The organism is Arthrobacter sp. GmRoot5-12, from assembly GCF_059739365.1.
In genome coordinates this window covers 2,005,734-2,022,740 of sequence record NZ_AP046056.1, presented here as the reverse complement: position 1 = coordinate 2,022,740, position 17,007 = coordinate 2,005,734, and the positions used below count along the sequence as shown (strand labels likewise).

Here is a 17,007-nt window from a genome sequence, read left to right as displayed (position 1 = left end):
TGGGGGAAGCCGGGTGACCGGCGTTACAGAAATTCCGTTGAATGGTTCAGGCGTCCGCAAGTTGCCGGGCAATGCCCCGGGCGGCGGTTTGCAGTGCCGGAACCAGTGCCTGCAGGCGCATCTCCTGCAGGGGCACCACGACGCCCAGTGAGGCTACGGCCCGCTGCCGGCGGTCCAGCACGGGCACCGCGATCCCCCAGGTGCCCGCATCCACCACGCCTTTCAGTTGCGCAAAGCCCTGATGGGCGGTCTCTGCCAGCAGCGCCCGGACGTCGGCCGGAGCCAGCCTTCCTTCGGGATCGGTGAACTGGCCCAGGTACTCCTGCTGCATGGCCTTGTCCTGGTGGGCCATCAGCGCCAGTCCAGCGGACGAGATATGGATGGGCATCCTGCCCGCTACCTGCGCCCGGTTGGCCACCGAGCCCCGGCGGGACAGCCGTTCCACAAAGAGCGCCTCCCAGCCATCCAGCACCGCGAGGTTCACGTTTTGGTTCAGGACCTGCTGGATGTCCTCCATAAAGGGCATGGCTGCCTGCCGGAGCGCCAGCGCCGGCGAGGCACGGTTCACCAGTTCCCACAGCCTGAGTCCAGGCCGCACCATCCCGCCGGGAGCAGTCTCCAGCAGTCCGTGACCTGCCAGCTGGCCCACCAGCCGGTGGGTGGTGGTCAGCGGAAGGCCTGCCCGCCCGGCAAGGTCAGACAACTGGAGGGCATTGACGTCCTGGGGAAACGCGGAGATCAGCCGCACGATCCGGTCCACCACGGAGTCGCCGGACGGGGAGTTGGCCAGCGTGAACACCTGCTTCCGTTGAATGGGAAAAGTTGTCCCAGATTACACCCGATAGTGATACAAACCTCACTGGGGATGTGGGCAATGCTGCCCACCCATTACCGGCAAAGCAGCCTGCCGCTCAAAACTCCTGGAAGATACACCGAGGTATTTCTATGTCATTTGCGCCATCCCAGCACCGTTCCAAGTGGCCAGTCTGGCTTTGCTGGCTGGCTATGGTTCTTGACGGTTTTGACCTGGTGGTTTTGGGCACCGTCATTCCCACACTGATCAAGACCCATGAGCTTGGCTTCGACGCGGTGGGTGCCACCTTGGCCGCCACAATCTCACTGGTGGGCGTTGGCGCCGGTGCCCTGTTCATCGCCCCGCTGTCCGACCGCTTTGGCCGGCGCCGCCTCCTGGTGGCCTGCGTCCTGTGGTTTTCGATCTTCACCATCGCCGTGGTGTTCGCACCCAACGTGGCGGTGTTCTGCGCCTTCCGGCTTCTTGCCGGGCTGGGACTGGGCGCCTGCCTCCCGGCCGCCCTGGCCTACATGAACGACTACGCTCCGGCAGGTACCGCCGGAAAGTCGACCACCCGGACCATGACCGGCTACCACGCCGGCGCTGTGGCCACGGCCTTCCTTGCCCTGCTGCTGATCCCGGACTGGCGGATGATGTTCATCGTGGGCGGGCTGGCAGGCTTCGCCCTGGCACCCTTCCTGTGGTTCAAGCTCCCCGAAACCCTTCCCCCGGCGGCGGCAGGAACAGAACCTGCCGCAGCCCGCACGGGCTTCCGGGACCTGGCACGGAAGCCTTATCCCTTGGTGGCGCTGGCCATCGCGGCCGCGTCCTTCATGGGGTTGCTCCTGGTCTACGGCCTGAACACCTGGCTTCCGCAGCTGATGGCCGGCGCCGGGTACACCGTCAGCACCGGCCTGGTTCTCCTGCTGGTCCTCAACGTAGGGGCCGTGGTGGGCCTGGTGATCGCAGGGATCCTGGCCGACAAACACGGCACCAAGCGTGTGGTGCTGCTGTGGTTCGGACTCTCCGCGGTTTTCCTGGCTGTCCTGAGCGTCAAGATCCAGAATGAACTGCTGCTCAACGCGGCAGTCTTTGTCACCGGCGTGTTCGTCTTCAGCGCACAGGTCCTGGTTTACGCATGGGTCAGCCAGCTGTTCCCGGCAACCCTCCGTGCTACAGCCCTCGGCTTCGCCGCCGGGGTGGGCCGGCTCGGCGCGATCATGGGCCCCGCCGTCACCGGCACGCTGGTCGCTGCCAACATCGCCTACCCCTGGGGCTTCTACGTCTTTGCGGCCGCTGCCGCGATTGCCGTGGTGGCGCTGGTGACGGTGCCGCACACCATCGCTGCGGTCCGGGAAGAAGCGGTCCGGGAAGCATCAGCCGCGGAACGTCCGTAACGGGTCACCACCCGCCCCTGCCCCTGGTGTTGCAGGGGCGGGCACAAGGCGGTCAGGCCGCCGTCGTCCTTTGCCTGATCCGGCGCCATGCGCCGGGCGCCAGCACCACGGCAATGCCGACGGCGGCGCCGATCACGGTCTCGATGATGCGGTCGCGCAGCAGGATGGAGGGTGACGCCGGGACCACCAGCAGTGTTGAGACCAGCGCGAGGGGTGTCACGAAAACCTGGGCCAGAAGGTACTGGCGGATGATGAACATCTCGGCCCCGAACTGGCACAGCGCCATCACCAGCACGGTTTGCCACGGCTGCAGGCCCACCAGCAGCACGGCCGCGAGGACCAGCAGGCCCAGGACCGTGCCGATGATCCTTTGTATGCCGCGGCGCACCCGGTGCCTGGTGGTGTGGCCCACCAGCGGCACCACGGCAGCAACCATGGCCCAGTAGTTGTGCCCGAACCCCAGGCGCTCCCCCGCCCACGTGGCCAGCGTGCCGGCAAGGCCTGCGGCCACCAGGTAGCCGAGCCCTTCAACCCAGGCCGCGCGCTTCTCCGCGGGAGTGCGGCGGATGCGGGGCGGCCTGGCCCAGGGAGTCCTGTGGCTGGGAAGGATGCGGGACGAGAAGCCGACCAGCAGGGCGAACACCGTGGTCAGGACGGCCACCAGCATGCCCTGCCAGAGCGGCGGCTGGTTGGGAATGGATGCGATGGCGGCGAAGGCGAAGATATGGAAGAGCGAGCCGCCGGGGCGCAGCCTGAGCCAGGAAATGGCAACCGAACAGGCGCCGGCCACCAGCGTGGTGGCCAGGACCAGCAGCCACGTGTGGGTGGGGGCGTCCAGGCCCCAGGCGGGACCCATGCGCGCCGCCAGCGCCGCCAGGAGCATGACGAGCAGCATCAGCAGACCGGCGCGCAGCTGCAGGATAAACCGGACGGCGTGGGGTTCGCCGCGGCCGTAGATTCCGGTGAAGGCGCCGAAGGACGCGAAGATTGCCAGGTCCAGCCTGCCGAGCAGCACCAGCGTGATCAGCGGAACGAAGACGCCCACGGCGCACCTGAACGCGGGGTGGTGGTCCTTGTTGCCGGGGGCAATGCTGAACATTTCAGCAAACAACTTCACGGGCAGCGCCTTCCTGGGGTGGATTCTGACGGGCGGCCGCGCTGACGTTCCTGATAAATCCTACGGTGCGGGACCCGGAAGGCCCCCGGCGCGTTCCCATGAATGGAATCGGGAGGCAATGCGGTGGAAACAGCACCGCACCATGCTTGTGTCATGAAGCGCCCTGCCCACAACACACCCGCTGCCGAACTGCGCTGCGAGGTCTGCGGCCTGATGCCTGAGCCGCCCAAGGCGCGGCTGACCTTGGCGAACGTCGCCGTGATGCTGCCCATCGAGCTGCTGGTCCACGCCCTGGTGGTGGAGACCCACCTTCCCTATGTGGCCAAGGTCCTGGTGCTGACCCTGACGGCCACAGTCCTGGTGATCTGGGTGGCCGAGCCCTCGGCTGCCCGGATCCTGCTGCGCTGGCTGCACGCCCCGGCCCTCCGGCACCGGCGGCAGCTGGCGTCGGCGCCGTCCCTGTGGCGGGCGCGGACGCTTCTCCAGGACCGGCCCGGTTCGCTGCGGCGGATCACGGCGGCGCTGGCCCGGCTGGACACCAACATCCTGAGCATCCACGTCCACCCGGTACCGGCTGGGGTCCTGGATGAGTTTGTCCTCTCGGTGCCCGGGGACGTGGGCGAACGGGAACTGCTGGCGGCACTTCACGACGGCGGCGGCAGCAGTCCGCACGCCTGGCCCACCACCGCCCTGGCCATGGCTGACGGGCAAACCCGGGCGCTCAGCCTGGCAGCGAGGATCGCCGCCACCCCGGACGAACTCCCCCTGGCGGTGGCCGAGCTGCTGCACGCACGGATTGTGCCGCCGTCGGACGCCGGCTTCAAAGCGTCCGACGACGGGACGCACCTTAAGATCCCCACGGCCTGGCATGGCCCCATCACCTTCTCCCGGCCGGATGAGCCGTTTACGCCGGCCGAGTCCGCGCGGGCCCACCGGCTGGCGGAACTGGCCGAGATCCTGTCCCACCGGCCGGACGGATCCCCCACGGCGCGTTGAGCTTTCCGCGCTGCTGCCGCCCGGCCTTACCCGTGCGCGGCAGTCACAATCCGTCAGCAGGGCCCCTGCAGCGCCCGGCCGGCAAAAACCCTTGACAGTGGCCGGAGTCACTTCTACCTTTGATTTTGGGATCCCAAATTGGGATCCCAAAAGTGCATTTCACGCTCGACGCTCCGGATCGTCCAGCGGCCCCCTGCCGGCAGGCGCAACAACCCTGCCCGGCACGTACGTACAACGCACCATTCGCATCCTCCCCATCCGTAAACTTCCCCGTGAAGGAGAAGCTGTGTCCATCCCAAACACTGAAACAACGGCCACGTCCGACGAGGCCACCCCCGGCACTACCGAAACGCGCGGAAAGGACGGAACGCAACGGCGCACCTCCGTCCGCTGGCGGCTGTTCCTGCTGCTCCTGGTCCTGGTGTCCGTCAACTACATCGACCGCGGCTCCATCTCGGTGGCCCTGCCCATCATCCAAAAGGAGTTCGACCTCGCCCCGGAACTGGTGGGCCTGCTGCTCTCCGCCTTCTTCTGGACCTACGCCCTGATGCAGATCCCCGTGGGCCTGCTCATCGACAAGTTCGGTCCCCGCAAGGTGATGACCGCCTCCTGCGTGGGCTGGGGCGCGGCAACGGCCGCATCCGGCATGGCCGGCGGCTTCCTGAGCATGTTTATCGCCCGCCTCGGCATCGGCGTGACCGAAGCAGGTGTCATGCCCGCCGGCGGCAAGCTCAACGCCATCTGGATGCACAAGTCGGAGCGCGGCCGCGGTGCCACCATCCTGGACGCCGGCGCCCCGCTGGGTGCAGGCCTTGGCGGCATCCTCATCGCCGGCCTCATCGCAGCGACGGGCAGTTGGCGCAGTTCGTTCGTCATCGCCGGCGCCGCAACAGTCCTGATGGGCCTGGCCGTCTGGTGGTACGTCCGCGACAACCCGCGGCAGCACCGCGGTGTCAATGCCGCCGAAGCCGAGTACATCGAAGCGTCGCACGCTGCCGAGGATGCCGAAGCTGAGCTCGACGGCAGCCAGGGCAAACGCGCACTGCTCCCCTACCTCAAGTTCCGCTCCTTCTGGGCGATGTGCTTCGGCTGGCTCGGCTTCAATGGAGTGTTCTATGGCCTGCTGACCTGGGGCCCGCTCTATCTCGCCCAGGCCAAGGGCTTCGACTTGAAGACCATCGGCTGGTCCACCTTTGTCATCTTCGGTGCCGGCTTCGTCGGTGAAATCCTGGGCGGCACCATTGCGGACAAGTGGCGTGCGTCCGGCGCGTCAGCCAACCGGGTGATGCGCACCCTCCTGGGCATCTCGAGTGTCGTGGTGATCGGCGGCCTGGTGGGCGTCACCGTGGTCCCTGACCCCACCACCGCTGTGGTCCTGCTGTCCCTCGTCATGTTCTTCCTGCGCTGGGTGGGCCTGTTCTGGAGCATCCCCTCCATCCTGGGCGGCCGCACCAACGCAGGCGTCCTGGGCGGTGCCATGAACTTCAGCGGCAACATCTCCGGCTTCGTCACGCCGATCGCCGTCGGCCTGATCGTCGGAGCCACAGGTTCCTACACCTGGGCGCTGCTGTACTTCGTGGGTTCCGCGGTGATCATGGGCGCCTCAGTCCTGACGCTGAACTACAACAAGCGGCTTCCTGTCTAAGCTGACCCTCGCAGGGAAACTTGCAACCAACGCCCCGGCAGCCGGGAGCAGTGCCGTACAAAATCCGAATGGAGCATCATGCTGACCGCAGAAGAGACCCAGGACAAGGACCGCCCCCTCCGCGAGACTGTCCGGGACACCCTCCGCACCAGGATTTTCGAAGGACACTACGCTCCCGGCACGCGGCTGGTGGAACGCGACCTGGCAGCCGAATTCTCCGTCTCCCGGCTGCCGGTCCGCGAGGCCCTGCGCATGCTTCGCCAGGAAGGCCTGATCAGCGACCGGGGCGCCCGCGGGGCTGAGGTGAGCAGCCTCAGCCCCAAGGACGTGGAGGACCTCTTCGATGTCCGCCAGTCCCTGGAAGTCCTGGCATGCCGGCTCGCCGCCAAACGGGCCACCAAGGAGGACCTCGCCCATTTGAAGGGGCTGCTGGACGATGCGGAAACCTTCCTGGCCAAGGGATCAGTGATGGAGGCGCACCGCTCCAACAGCGAATTCCACGACGCCATCACCCGCATCGCGGACAACAACTTCCTCAAGTCCGCCCTGGAACCCCTCCAGGGCCGCATGCACTGGCTGTTCCGGCATGTCAGCGACCTGCCCGAACTCATCCGCGAACACCGCGACCTGTACACCGCCATTGCCAGCGGCGATCCGGACAAGGCAGCCGCCCAGTCCGCATCACACATTGGAAAGTACCGGGACCAGTTTCCCGAGGACTTCCAGAAGACCGAACCAGAATTCCACCGGAAGAGAAAATGAAACTCCTGGTCATCAACCCCAACATCAGCGCCGATGTCACCGCGCTGATTGAATCCGAGGCGCTCCGTTCCGCCTCCGCCGGCACCGAACTGCTGGTCAGGACTGCCGGGCACGGCGTGGAGTACATCGAGACCCGCTTCGAAGCCCTCATCGCCGCGGGTGCCGTGGCAGAGATCATTGCCGAACACACCCGTCCCGGCGCAGACCGGGTGGACGCCGTGGTGGTGGCTGCCTTCGGGGACCCGGGAATGCCGGCCCTCAAGGAACTGGCCGAGGTGCCCGTCATCGGGATCACCGAGGCCGCCCTGTGCGCAGCAGCACTGCAGGGCCACCGGTTCTCCATCATCGCCATCTCGGACCGGATCAAGCCCTGGTACCGCGAGTGCGTGGAGCAGTTCGGACTTGCCGGACGTCTGGCCTCCATCCGTTCCATCAATGACTCCCTGAACAGCATCGCCTCCGTCCAGCAGGACTTCAGGGAAACCCTGCTGGCACTCAGCCGGCAGGCCGTGGCGGAGGACGGCGCCGACGTCGTGATCCTCGCCGGCGCCCCGCTGGCCGGCCTGGCCCGCGACCTCACGGGGCAGATTCCCGTCCCTGTGGTGGATGGCATCTCCGCAGGCATCCGCATGGCCGAGGCCGTTGCCGCGCTGCAATCCGGGCCGCACCGCGCCGGCGCCTTCGCCCCGCCGCCGGCCAAGGACCGCAAGGGCCTGTCGCCAAATCTGGACGCGGCCCTTGCCGCCCGCCAGGAGCACGCCGGCACCCCCCAGCCCGCCGCCTAGCCAGAGCCCAACAACTTTAGGAGGACACCGATGTCCCACCAGCCACAACTCGTCATTGCCAACGCCACCGTGGTGAACAGCCACGGCCGCCGGGAGGCGCACGTCGTGGTCCACGACGGCCGCATTGCCCGGCTCGTCGACGCCGCCGGGCCCGTCCCCGCGGCGGACCGCACCATCGATGCGGCGGGCAAACTCGTGATCCCCGGCGGCGTGGACGGACACTGCCACGTGGCCCAGGTCACGGGGCGATTCCGCACCCTGGACGACTACCGGACCACCTCCACGGCAGCGCTGTGGGGCGGAACCACCACCATCATCGATTTCGGAATTCCCCGCGACGCCCAGGAAACCCCGCTCGCCGCCGCCCTGCACAAGAAGGAACTCGCCACGGAGTCCCGCTGCGATGTTGCCCTTCACGGCGCCGTGGTCACCTGGGACGAAACCGTCCCGTGGCAGCTTGAGCAGCTGGCAGCGGAAGGCGTCCGGTCGGTGAAGATGTACACCACCAACCGGGGCACCACCATGGCCGACGGCGACACCATCCTGAAGGTCATGCGGGAAATGGTCCGGCTGGACGGGTTGACGTACATCCACGCCGAACACGATCCCATCATCGCCGACTGCACCGCCCAGCACGCGGAGGACGGGCGGATCGGCATCGAACACCTGCACCGGACCCGGCCGGAACTGGCCGAGGAGATCTCGGTCAAGGAAACCCTGGCCATGGCCGAATACACCGGCGCCCCGGTGTACTTCGTCCACCAGTCCACGCCCGGGGCAGTGGACCTGGTGAGCGAAGCCCGCTCCCGGGGACTGGAGGCCTACTCCGAGACCTGCCCGCATTACGTCACGCTGGACGATTCCGTCTACGGATCCACCTTCCCCGAGTGGTTCGCCTGCTGCCCGCCCATGCGCAGCCCGGAAACCGTGGCCGCCCTCAAGGAGCGGCTGGTGTCCGGAGCCATCCACACCATGTCCTCCGACCACTCCTGCTACGACCTGTCCCAGAAGCGCGAGCGCACCGACGACGTGCGCGCCATGCCGCACGGACTGCCCGGCGTGGAGACGCGGATGCCGGTGACGTTCACCGCGATGACCTCCGCCGGGGCAACCGTGGAGCAGTTCGTGGAGGCTTTCGCTGCCGCGCCGGCACGGATCAACGCCGTGCCCGGCAAAGGCTGCATCGCCGAGGGGTTCGACGCCGACCTGGTGGTTTTCGACCCCGCAGAGGAACGCACCGTGAACGGCGCGGCCCTGCACATGGGAACGGACTTCTCGCCTTTTGACGGGAAGGCACTCACTGGCTGGCCCGCCGTCGTTGTTTCCAAGGGACGCGTGGTCCTGGACGCGGACGGCTTCCATGACCCCGGCGCCGTGGGCCGCTTCATCAACCGCACCGGCTTCCGGCAGCACCAGTCTGCTGCCCCCGAAGCTTCCCGACTCGCCGCCGCCCTCTAGGAGCCCCCATGCCTGCAAGCACACGCCCCCGCCGGATCGGCATGATCGTGCCGTCCTCCAACACCTGCCTGGAACCGCAGACCTACCGCATCCTGGGCGTCCGCACCGACGTCACGGTGCACTTCACCCGGATCCCAGTCACCCGCATCGCGCTCGATGACTCCTCCGACCGCCAGTTCGATCCCACAGTCATGCAGGAGGCAGCAGCGCTGCTGGCGACGGCGGACGTGGACGTGATTGCCTGGAACGGCACTTCAGGCTCGTGGCTGGGCCCGGCGCACGACCAGGAGTTGGCGGCCGGGATCAGCGGCGCCACGGGCATCCCCGCCACCACCTCCACGCTTGCCTACCTGGAAGCCTTCCGGACCTTCGGCACGGAGCGGATCGGCCTGTTCACCCCCTACACCGCGGACGTGAACCACCGGGTCATCGCCTGCTACGAGCGCGAAGGCATCAAGACCGTGGACCACCGGGCGCTGGGTTTGAGCGACAACGAGTCCTTTGCCCGGGTCACCGACGACGAGGTGCGCCCGGGGTCCCTGGAACTCGCAGCCAATGCCCCGGACGCCCTGGTGTACCTGTGCACCAACCTCTACGGGGCCAACATCGCCGCCGAAATCGAGGACAGCACCGGAGTGCCGGTGTTGGACTCCGTTGCCGTCACCCTCTGGCACGCTCTGAAACTGGCAGGCGCGCCGTTGCTGGAACCACGCTGGGGACGGCTGCTGGGCTAAACCGCCCTACATCCGCAAGGTCAGGGCGCCGGGCTCCATGGTCATGAGCACGTGCTTGCTCTCGCCTTCGTGGTCCCCGTCCAACTGGTAGTCGTCCTTGTGTTCCAGCGTGATCTCAACGGTCTTGCCCTGGAAGTACTCCACGGCGGTGTCCTTGCCGCGGCCCTTGCCGATCATTCCCGCCACCACGGAGAGCCACCCCAGCTTTCCGTGGTGGGGAGCCAGGATGGCGATGTCCAGCAGGCCGTCGTCCACCTTGGCATCAGGGAAGATTTCAAGACCGCCCTGGACCTTGCCGCAGTTGCCCACCATCACGCTGCGGACGCCCCGGTGCACCACGGGCTTGCCGTCGATCACCACGGTAGCCTTGACCGGTTTGCCGGGCAGGTTCCGGATGCCGGCGTCCACGTAGGCCAGCCAGCCCACCTTGTCCTTCAGGTCCTCGTTGGTGTCCGCCATGATGGTGGCGTCATAGCCCAGGCCGGCCATGACCAGGAAGAGCTGGTCCTTGTCCGGGTCGCTGCGCCGGGCCCGGACCACGTCGATCTTCCGCTCCGTGCCGATGAGGGCCCCGGCCATGGCGCCGTCGTAGTCGGTGACGTCCATGCCCAGGTTGCGCGCCAGCAGGTTGCCCGTCCCCAGCGGCAGCAGGCCCATGGGGGTGTCGCTGCCGGCCAGGACCTCGGCAACGCACCTCACGGTGCCGTCGCCGCCGGCCGCGATCACGATGTCCGCACCCTGGGCCAGCGCTTCCTTCGCCTGGCCGACGCCCGGATCCTCCTTGGTGGTTTCCAGCCAAATGGCTTCCCCCCACCCGTTTTCCACGCAGTGCTTGGCCACCAGGCCGCGCACGTCGATATCCACCGGCTTGGCAGGATTGACGATGATGGCGGCACGTTTGGGCGAAGTGGAGCTGTTGTCAGTCATGGCGTCCTCTGATGGCGGATGGAAAGCAAGCTTCTGAGAGAAGGGTAACCCGCCCGGTGCGCCGTTCCGCGCCTACAGGGCCTTGACCGCGCCCAGCACCTGGGCCAGGGAGTCCTTGGCGTCGCCGAACAGCAGCGATGTCTGGGGTTCATACAGCAGGTCGTTCTCGATGCCGGCGAATCCCGGGCGCATGGACCGCTTGAGGAACACCACCTGCCGCGCCTCCGCCACTTCAAGGATGGGCATGCCGTAGATCGGTGAGCCGGACGAAGTCTTGGCGGCGGGGTTCACCACGTCGTTGGCGCCCACCACCAGGGCCACGTCCGTCGTCTTGAACTGCGGGTTGATCTCGCCCATCTCCTTGAGCGACTCGTACGGGACGTTGGCCTCGGCCAGGAGCACGTTCATGTGTCCGGGCATCCGGCCGGCCACGGGATGGATGGCAAAATCCACTTCGATGCCTCGGGCCTCCAGGGCCAGGGCCAGCTCGGCGGCCGTATGTTGGCCCTGCGCCACGGCCAGGCCGTAGCCGGGGACGATGATCACCCGCTGGGCGTACCCCAAAAGGACCGCCACGTCCTCGGCCGAGGACGAACGGACCGGACGCTCGCTCACGGCGGTGGACCCCGCCGTCGAACCTCCCCTGAAAGCCCCGAACAGGATGCCCGCCACGCTCCGGCCCATGGCGGCGGCCATGGCCCGGGTGAGGATGGTGCCCGAAGCCCCCACCAGGGTCCCGGCCACCACCAGCAGGACGTTGCCCAGCACCAGGCCGGACGCCGCGACGGCCAGGCCGGTAAAGGCGTTCAGCAGCGAGATGACGATTGGCACGTCGGCGCCGCCTACCGGCAGCACCAGCAGGACGCCGGCGGCAAGGCCCAGCAGCAACAGCAGGACCGCAAGGGGCAGCGAGGCGGTGAGCACCACGGCCACGCCGGCGGCCACTGCGGCGAGCAGGACCACGGCCATCACCACCGGGAGGCCCGGGAACACCACGGGCCGGGTGGTCATCAGTTCCTGCAGCTTGGCGAAGGTGACGCCGGAACCGGCGAAGGAAACGGCACCCACCAGGAGCGTAAACACGATGGCCACGCGGACCCAGGGATTGCCGGCATGGCCCAGTTCCAGGAGGGCCACCAAGGCAGCCGCGCCGCCGCCCACGCCGTTGAACAGCGCCACCAGCTGGGGCATCTGCGTCATCTTCACGCGCCGGGCCACGGGTGCCGCCACCACGCTGCCCACCGCGATGGCGGCCAGGATCCAGGGGATGTTCTCCAGCCGGGCGGACAGGAACACCGTGACGACGGCGATCAGCGCACCGAGTGCGCCCACCAGGTTTCCGCGGCGCGCGGTCCGCGGGGAACTGAGCCCGCGCAGGGCCAGGATGAAGCAGACCGCCGCGACGAGGTAGAGCAGGGAGGTCCCGATGGGGTCGAGGAGGCTCATTTGCTGCCCGTTTCAGGCTGCACGGCACCTTTTGGGGCTGCGCCCTTCCTGGCATGGAACATGTGCAGCATCCGGTCCGTCACCACGAACCCGCCCACCAGGTTGGCGGTGGCAAGGACAACGGCGAGCAGCGCCACCGCCAGGACCCATGGGTCTGCTGCCTGGCCGGCCACAATGATGGCACCGACAAGGATGATGCCGTGGATGGCGTTGGCACCGGACATCAGCGGCGTGTGCAGGGTGCTGGAGACCTTGGACACCACTTCGAAGCCGACGAACACCGCCAGTACCGTAATGGTCAGCAGGGCTGTTCCGTCCATCAGAGCGTTCCTTCCTGCCGGGCCGCGGCCGTGGCCGGCTCTGCGGCGGCACGTGCGCGGGCGGCCAGCAGCTCCGCCGTGGGCTGGTGCCGCACCACGCCGTCGTGGGTGAGGCAGGCACCGGCCACCACTTCGTCGTCGAAATCCAGGGTGAGCCCGCCGGCACCGGCGTCATCCGGGCGCACCAGCAGGGCCAGCAGGTTGGCCACGTTCTTGGCGTAAAGACGGGAGGCGTCCGACGCCATCGCCGAGGCCGGGTCCTTCAGGCCCACCAGGGTGACGTGCCCCATTCCATCGGCGGTGGGGATGGGGATGTCCTGGCCCGGTACCGAACCCTCCACGTTGCCGCCGGACTCCGCGGCGAGATCAACCACCACCGACCCGGGCCGCATGCCCTGCACCATCCCGCGCGTCACCAGGAGGGGTGCGGGGCGCCCGGGGACTGCCGCCGTCGTAATCAGCACGTCCGACTGAGCCACGTGCGGCGCCAGCAGCTGCCGCTGCCGTGTGCCGGCATCGGAGCTCAGCTGCCGGGCGTAGCCGCCGGCCGCCTCCGCCGTCTCCAGGTCCAGCCGGATGAAGGTGCCGCCCATGGAGGCAACCTCGTCCGCGGAAGCCGGACGGATGTCGTTGGCGAAAACCCGGGCGCCCAGGCGCTTGGCCGTGCCGATGGCCTGCAGCCCCGCCACCCCGGCTCCGAGGACCAGGACCCTGGCGGGCGGAATGGTTCCCGCGGCCGTCATGTAGAGCGGGAAGAAGCGGGGCAGCCGGATGGCAGCCTCCAGCACGCAGCGGTAGCCGGCCACCAGCGCCTGCGAGCTGAGGGCGTCCATGGACTGGGCGCGGGAAATGCGGGGCACCAGTTCAAGGGCGAAGGAGGTCACCCCGTTGTCCGCGAGCGCCTGCACTGCCGGCAGCTCGGACGACGGCGACGCGAGCCCCACGGTGACGGCTCCCCTTTTCAGGGACGCGGCGGTGTGCGGGTCAAGGGGGCGGACATGCGCCAGGATGTCGAGGGCCGTGGTGTTGAGTTCCGGGACGACGGCGGCGCCGGCGTTTTGGTATGCCTGGTCGGCGTGCCCGGCGCCGTCCCCCGCCCCGGTCTCCACCAGGACCTCCAGCCCCATCCCGGCCAGCTGCCTGACGGTATCCGGCGTGGCGGCCACACGACGCTCGCCCTCCCGGCGTTCCCGCGGTATGCCCAGTTTCACCCGCCGACCCCTCCTCCTGACAAGCGATGCAGCGGCTCTGCTGCACGCAGTTGGCTAGAGTCTATGGCCCGTTCAGCTACGGCGGGAGTGGTGCGCTGTGCTTGTGTGGAAACAGTTACATGGCAAGCGGCCTTGAGTGCGGTCCACCGCGGGAGGGAGGGTCAGCCGCGGGTGGTTGGGCCAGGGCCGCCGTAATCGAGTGCGATCCGCCGCGCGGTCTCCATCAACGGGGGAAGGACTGACGCTTCAATGTCCTGGGCGGCGGCCCGGTGCGTCTGCAGTGAAACATTCGCCGCAGCCACCACCTCGTTCCCCCGCCGCACCGGCACGGCCACGCCGCGCAGGCCTTCCTCGAGCTCCTGGGAAACCATGGACCAGCCCCTTTTACGGGCCAGCTCCACTTCGGAACGCAGGTCGTCAATGCTGCTGATGGAGCGGTCGGTGTAGCGGTGCAGCTGGACTGTGCGGAGATACTCCTCAAGCTGCGCCGGGGGCATTCCGGCGAGGAGCACCCGGCCCATTGACGTCGCCCAGGCCGGAAACCGGGTCCCCACGGTAATGGAGACGCTCAACAGCCGCGGCGACGGCACGCAGGCAACGTAAACCACGTCGCCGCCGTCGAGGATGCACAAGGCCGTGGTCTCGTTCAGGTCCTCCGCCAGTTCCTTGAGGTGCGGCTGGGCCACCCCGGGAAGCGTAAGGCCGGCCAGGTAGGCCCGACCGATGTCCAGGGAACGGGCGGTCAGTTCAAAGGCCTGGCCCTCGGCGCGGAGGTAGCCAAGATCTGCCAGGGTCAGGAGGAACCGGCGCGCGGAGGCGCGGGTCATGTCGGTCCGGGCAGCAACCTGGGAAACAGTGAGCCGTGGCTGGTCGGCGGAAAAGGTTAGCAGCACGTCGAAGGCCTTCTCAACCGACTTCACAAAGTAGGCTGGCTGCTCCTCCATGAACGTTGCGGTTCCTCTCCCGACTGTCGGCGCCCCGGCACAGGGTCCGCCGGGCTTCAGCGCCTGTCCGATCATATCGGCCCGGTGGGCACTGGAGTGCGGGGGGGCGGCCCGCCGGTCAGGAGGCGGCCCGGATGCGTTCCAGCGTTTCCTTGAGCAGCCTCCCGGACTGCCCGTCGAGCCCCAGGAGCGGCACCATGGCCACCGCCTGTTCCCGCAGGTGCTCCCAGCCATCGATGCACCGGACTCCCATGCCGCGCGCCCGGGCCACGCTTGCAGTGGTGTGGCGGGCATACACGAAGTCATAGAGGACGGCGTCAGGGGCGAGTGGGCCGTCGCCCCATGCCGGACCGTCGGACATGCTTTTGCCGATGGGAGTGGCATTCACGATCAGGGAGGCATCGGCGGACAGCTCCTGCCCCTGCTGCCAGGAGACCGTCCGGGCGTCCATGCCGCGTTCCCGGGCGAGATCCAGCAATTCCGCCGCGGCGTGCGGGTCGCGGTCAGTGATGGAAACGGTCCCCAGATGCCCCTCCAGGGCGATCATCGCGGCCCTTGCCGCTCCACCGGCGCCCAGGAGGAGGGCGTGCCGTTGGTACTGGCCGCCCAGCAGCGCGGTCACGGCGGATATATCGGTGTTGTGCCCCACCAGCCGTGTGCCCTTTCGAACCAGGAGGTTGCAGGCACCGCTCAACAGGACCGGGTCTGTTGCCTCGTCCGCTGTTTCCGCCGCCCAGTGCTTGTGCGGCATGGTCACGTTGGCCGCCACGATGCCGGGCGCCAGGAGCCGCCTGCGGACCTCGTCGAGGTCGCCGCCGGCCGGCACATCCCAGGCATCGTAGGTCCATCCAAGGCCGAGTTCCTGGAAAACAGGATTCCAGAGGCGCGGGGACATGGCCTTGGAAGCTGCTGATCCGATCAGGACTAAGCGGGAGGGTTCCATCGTGAAGCACCTTTCCGTCGGCGTTGTGATTGGCGTCACCGACTAGTATCCTCTTTCTAGGCGCATTACGCACACATGTTCGCAATGCGTACAAATAGAACAGATCCCCCGCCTTCAGCGTGGAAGGAAAACCCGGACATGACCGACATCGCAGCAGGAGCCCAGGCCAAGCCGACGCCTGAGGCACAACGCCGGCTAAAGCGCGCCAAGAAGGCAGCGCTGGCCGCATTCCTCGGCGGCGCCCTGGAGTACTACGACTTCTTCATCTACGCCACTGCCGCTTCCCTCGTCTTCTCGAAGATCTTCTTCCCGGCGGGCGACCCCACGGTTGCCTTGCTGGCCTCCTTCGCCACGTTCGGCGTGGCATACGTGGCCCGGCCCTTCGGCGCCGTGGTGTTCGGCCACCTTGGTGACAAGATCGGCCGGAAGAATACGCTCGTGCTCACCCTGGTGCTCATGGGCAGCGCAACGTTCCTCATCGGCGCCCTGCCGGACTTCAACACCGCCGGCTACTGGGCACCCGCGCTGCTGGTCCTGCTCCGCCTGATGCAGGGCCTCTCCGCCGGCGCCGAGACGGCCGGCGCCTCCGCCCTCTCCACGGAAGAGGCTCCCGAGGGCCGGCGCGGCTTCTTCGCCAGCTTTGCCATGAGCGGCATTTCCGCGGGCATCGTCCTGGCATCCCTGGCCTTCCTGCCCGTGGCTGCCATGAGCGAGGCCGACCGCCTCGCCTGGGGCTGGCGGATCCCGTTCTGGCTCTCCCTGATCGTGCTCATCGTCGCCTACCTGGTCCGCCGGTCACTGGCCGAACCTGAGGTCTTCGAGGAAAAGCAGGAGCACGGTGAACTGGTGAAGCTTCCGTTCGCCAAGATGTTCCAGACCCACCCGGCGCAGTTCTTCCAGGTGGCGCTCATGTCCTTCGAAACGGTCACCAACACGTTCATGCAGTCATTCGGCCTGGCCTACGCCGTGTCCGTCGGCGTTCCCGCTTCCACCATGCTGTGGGTCAGCATCGTGGGCAACATCCTGGCCGTCTTCACCCAGCCCCTGACCGCGCGCCTGTCGGACACGTTCGGCCGCCGGCCCATCTTCATCATCGGCGTCCTGGGCTCCGGCATCATGATCTTCGTGTATTTCTCGGTGATCGCCACCGGCAACATCCCCATGATCTTCCTGACCAGCACGCTGATCACCGCCGGCACCTATGCCATGTCCAACGCGATCTACCCGGCCTGGTTCTCCGAGCTCTTCAACGTCAAGGTCCGCTACTCCGGCATGGCCATCGGGCTCCAGATCGGCATACTGTGCGCCGGTTTCACCCCGCTGCTCGGCACCGCCCTGGTGGGCGCCGACAAGGCGAACTGGGGACCGGCAGCCTGGATCGTGGCGGGCTCGTCGATCCTCGCCGTGGCCGGCGCCTGGTGGGCGCGCGAGACCGCCAAGACGCCGCTGCGGGAGCTGGGCAACCCCGTCCGGTAGGGGCATTCACAGCCCCAAAACGAACAGAAGAGGACGACGGCGGGAAGCACCCG

16 protein-coding genes are annotated in these 17,007 nt (G+C 67.7%); 8 read left to right on the top strand and 8 right to left on the bottom strand.

Annotation, left to right across the window (positions count from 1 at the left end; all coding sequences use genetic code 11):
* Positions 1–46: 46 nt before the first annotated feature.
* Entirely contained in the window at positions 47–790 is a 744-nt protein-coding gene (locus AC6JAM_RS09270) for an IclR family transcriptional regulator (protein WP_268003456.1), read from the bottom strand.
* A 215-nt stretch (positions 791–1,005) separates the two neighbouring features.
* Between AC6JAM_RS09270 and AC6JAM_RS09265 the strand changes: the two genes are divergently transcribed.
* Positions 1,006–2,190, top strand: coding sequence for an MFS transporter (locus AC6JAM_RS09265; protein WP_497934517.1), 1,185 nt, complete (start codon positions 1,006–1,008; stop codon positions 2,188–2,190).
* Between the two features lie 52 nt (positions 2,191–2,242).
* On the opposite strand, the gene AC6JAM_RS09260 is transcribed toward AC6JAM_RS09265, so the two are convergent.
* Positions 2,243–3,307 (bottom strand): FUSC family protein, encoded by a 1,065-nt coding sequence (locus AC6JAM_RS09260; RefSeq protein WP_134164882.1) that lies wholly within the window; start codon positions 3,305–3,307, stop codon positions 2,243–2,245.
* A gap of 153 nt (positions 3,308–3,460) precedes the next feature.
* Here AC6JAM_RS09260 and AC6JAM_RS09255 point away from each other — a divergent pair, with 153 nt between their 5' ends.
* From AC6JAM_RS09255 to AC6JAM_RS09230, 6 genes are all read left to right on the top strand, one after another.
* Complete coding sequence (locus AC6JAM_RS09255; RefSeq protein WP_497934516.1) at positions 3,461–4,303, top strand: ACT domain-containing protein; 843 nt, start codon at positions 3,461–3,463, stop codon at positions 4,301–4,303.
* 286 nt (positions 4,304–4,589) lie between these two features.
* Positions 4,590–5,948 (top strand): MFS transporter, encoded by a 1,359-nt coding sequence (locus AC6JAM_RS09250; protein ID WP_018769781.1) that lies wholly within the window; start codon positions 4,590–4,592, stop codon positions 5,946–5,948.
* Between the two features lie 78 nt (positions 5,949–6,026).
* Positions 6,027–6,710, top strand: a complete 684-nt coding sequence (locus tag AC6JAM_RS09245) for a GntR family transcriptional regulator (RefSeq protein WP_018769782.1) — start codon at positions 6,027–6,029, stop codon at positions 6,708–6,710.
* Complete coding sequence (locus AC6JAM_RS09240; RefSeq protein ID WP_018769783.1) at positions 6,707–7,495, top strand: aspartate/glutamate racemase family protein; 789 nt, start codon at positions 6,707–6,709, stop codon at positions 7,493–7,495. The genes AC6JAM_RS09245 and AC6JAM_RS09240 overlap by 4 nt, the downstream gene beginning before the upstream one ends.
* Before the next feature lie 30 nt (positions 7,496–7,525).
* On the top strand, positions 7,526–8,953 hold the full coding sequence (locus tag AC6JAM_RS09235) for an amidohydrolase family protein (RefSeq protein WP_488315394.1): 1,428 nt from the start codon (positions 7,526–7,528) through the stop codon (positions 8,951–8,953).
* 8 nt (positions 8,954–8,961) lie between these two features.
* The gene (locus AC6JAM_RS09230) at positions 8,962–9,687 is read left to right on the top strand and encodes a maleate cis-trans isomerase family protein (protein ID WP_497934515.1); all 726 of its coding nucleotides are present in this window, start codon (positions 8,962–8,964) and stop codon (positions 9,685–9,687) included.
* A 6-nt stretch (positions 9,688–9,693) separates the two neighbouring features.
* Here AC6JAM_RS09230 and AC6JAM_RS09225 read toward each other — a convergent pair whose 3' ends face one another.
* The 6 genes from AC6JAM_RS09225 to AC6JAM_RS09200 form a co-directional block, all read right to left on the bottom strand.
* Positions 9,694–10,614 carry a diacylglycerol/lipid kinase family protein gene (locus AC6JAM_RS09225; RefSeq protein ID WP_056392433.1) on the bottom strand — a complete coding sequence of 307 codons (921 nt, stop codon included), beginning with the start codon at positions 10,612–10,614 and terminating at the stop codon, positions 9,694–9,696.
* A gap of 72 nt (positions 10,615–10,686) precedes the next feature.
* Positions 10,687–12,060, bottom strand: coding sequence for an NAD(P)(+) transhydrogenase (Re/Si-specific) subunit beta (locus AC6JAM_RS09220; RefSeq protein WP_018769787.1), 1,374 nt, complete (start codon positions 12,058–12,060; stop codon positions 10,687–10,689).
* Positions 12,057–12,380, bottom strand: a complete 324-nt coding sequence (locus AC6JAM_RS09215; RefSeq protein WP_497934514.1) for an NAD(P) transhydrogenase subunit alpha part 2 — start codon at positions 12,378–12,380, stop codon at positions 12,057–12,059. Before AC6JAM_RS09215 ends, AC6JAM_RS09220 begins: the two co-directional genes overlap by 4 nt.
* Positions 12,380–13,591, bottom strand: a complete 1,212-nt coding sequence (locus AC6JAM_RS09210; protein WP_018769789.1) for a Re/Si-specific NAD(P)(+) transhydrogenase subunit alpha — start codon at positions 13,589–13,591, stop codon at positions 12,380–12,382. Before AC6JAM_RS09210 ends, AC6JAM_RS09215 begins: the two co-directional genes overlap by 1 nt.
* A 161-nt stretch (positions 13,592–13,752) precedes the next feature.
* Positions 13,753–14,535 carry an IclR family transcriptional regulator domain-containing protein gene (locus tag AC6JAM_RS09205; RefSeq protein ID WP_497934512.1) on the bottom strand — a complete coding sequence of 261 codons (783 nt, stop codon included), beginning with the start codon at positions 14,533–14,535 and terminating at the stop codon, positions 13,753–13,755.
* Positions 14,536–14,653: 118 nt separating this feature from the next.
* Positions 14,654–15,478: a shikimate dehydrogenase family protein gene (locus tag AC6JAM_RS09200; RefSeq protein WP_497934511.1), complete on the bottom strand. Its 825-nt coding sequence runs from the start codon at positions 15,476–15,478 to the stop codon at positions 14,654–14,656.
* 138 nt (positions 15,479–15,616) lie between these two features.
* Between AC6JAM_RS09200 and AC6JAM_RS09195 the strand changes: the two genes are divergently transcribed.
* Positions 15,617–16,954, top strand: coding sequence for an MFS transporter (locus AC6JAM_RS09195; protein ID WP_142070083.1), 1,338 nt, complete (start codon positions 15,617–15,619; stop codon positions 16,952–16,954).
* Positions 16,955–17,007 lie beyond the last annotated feature (53 nt).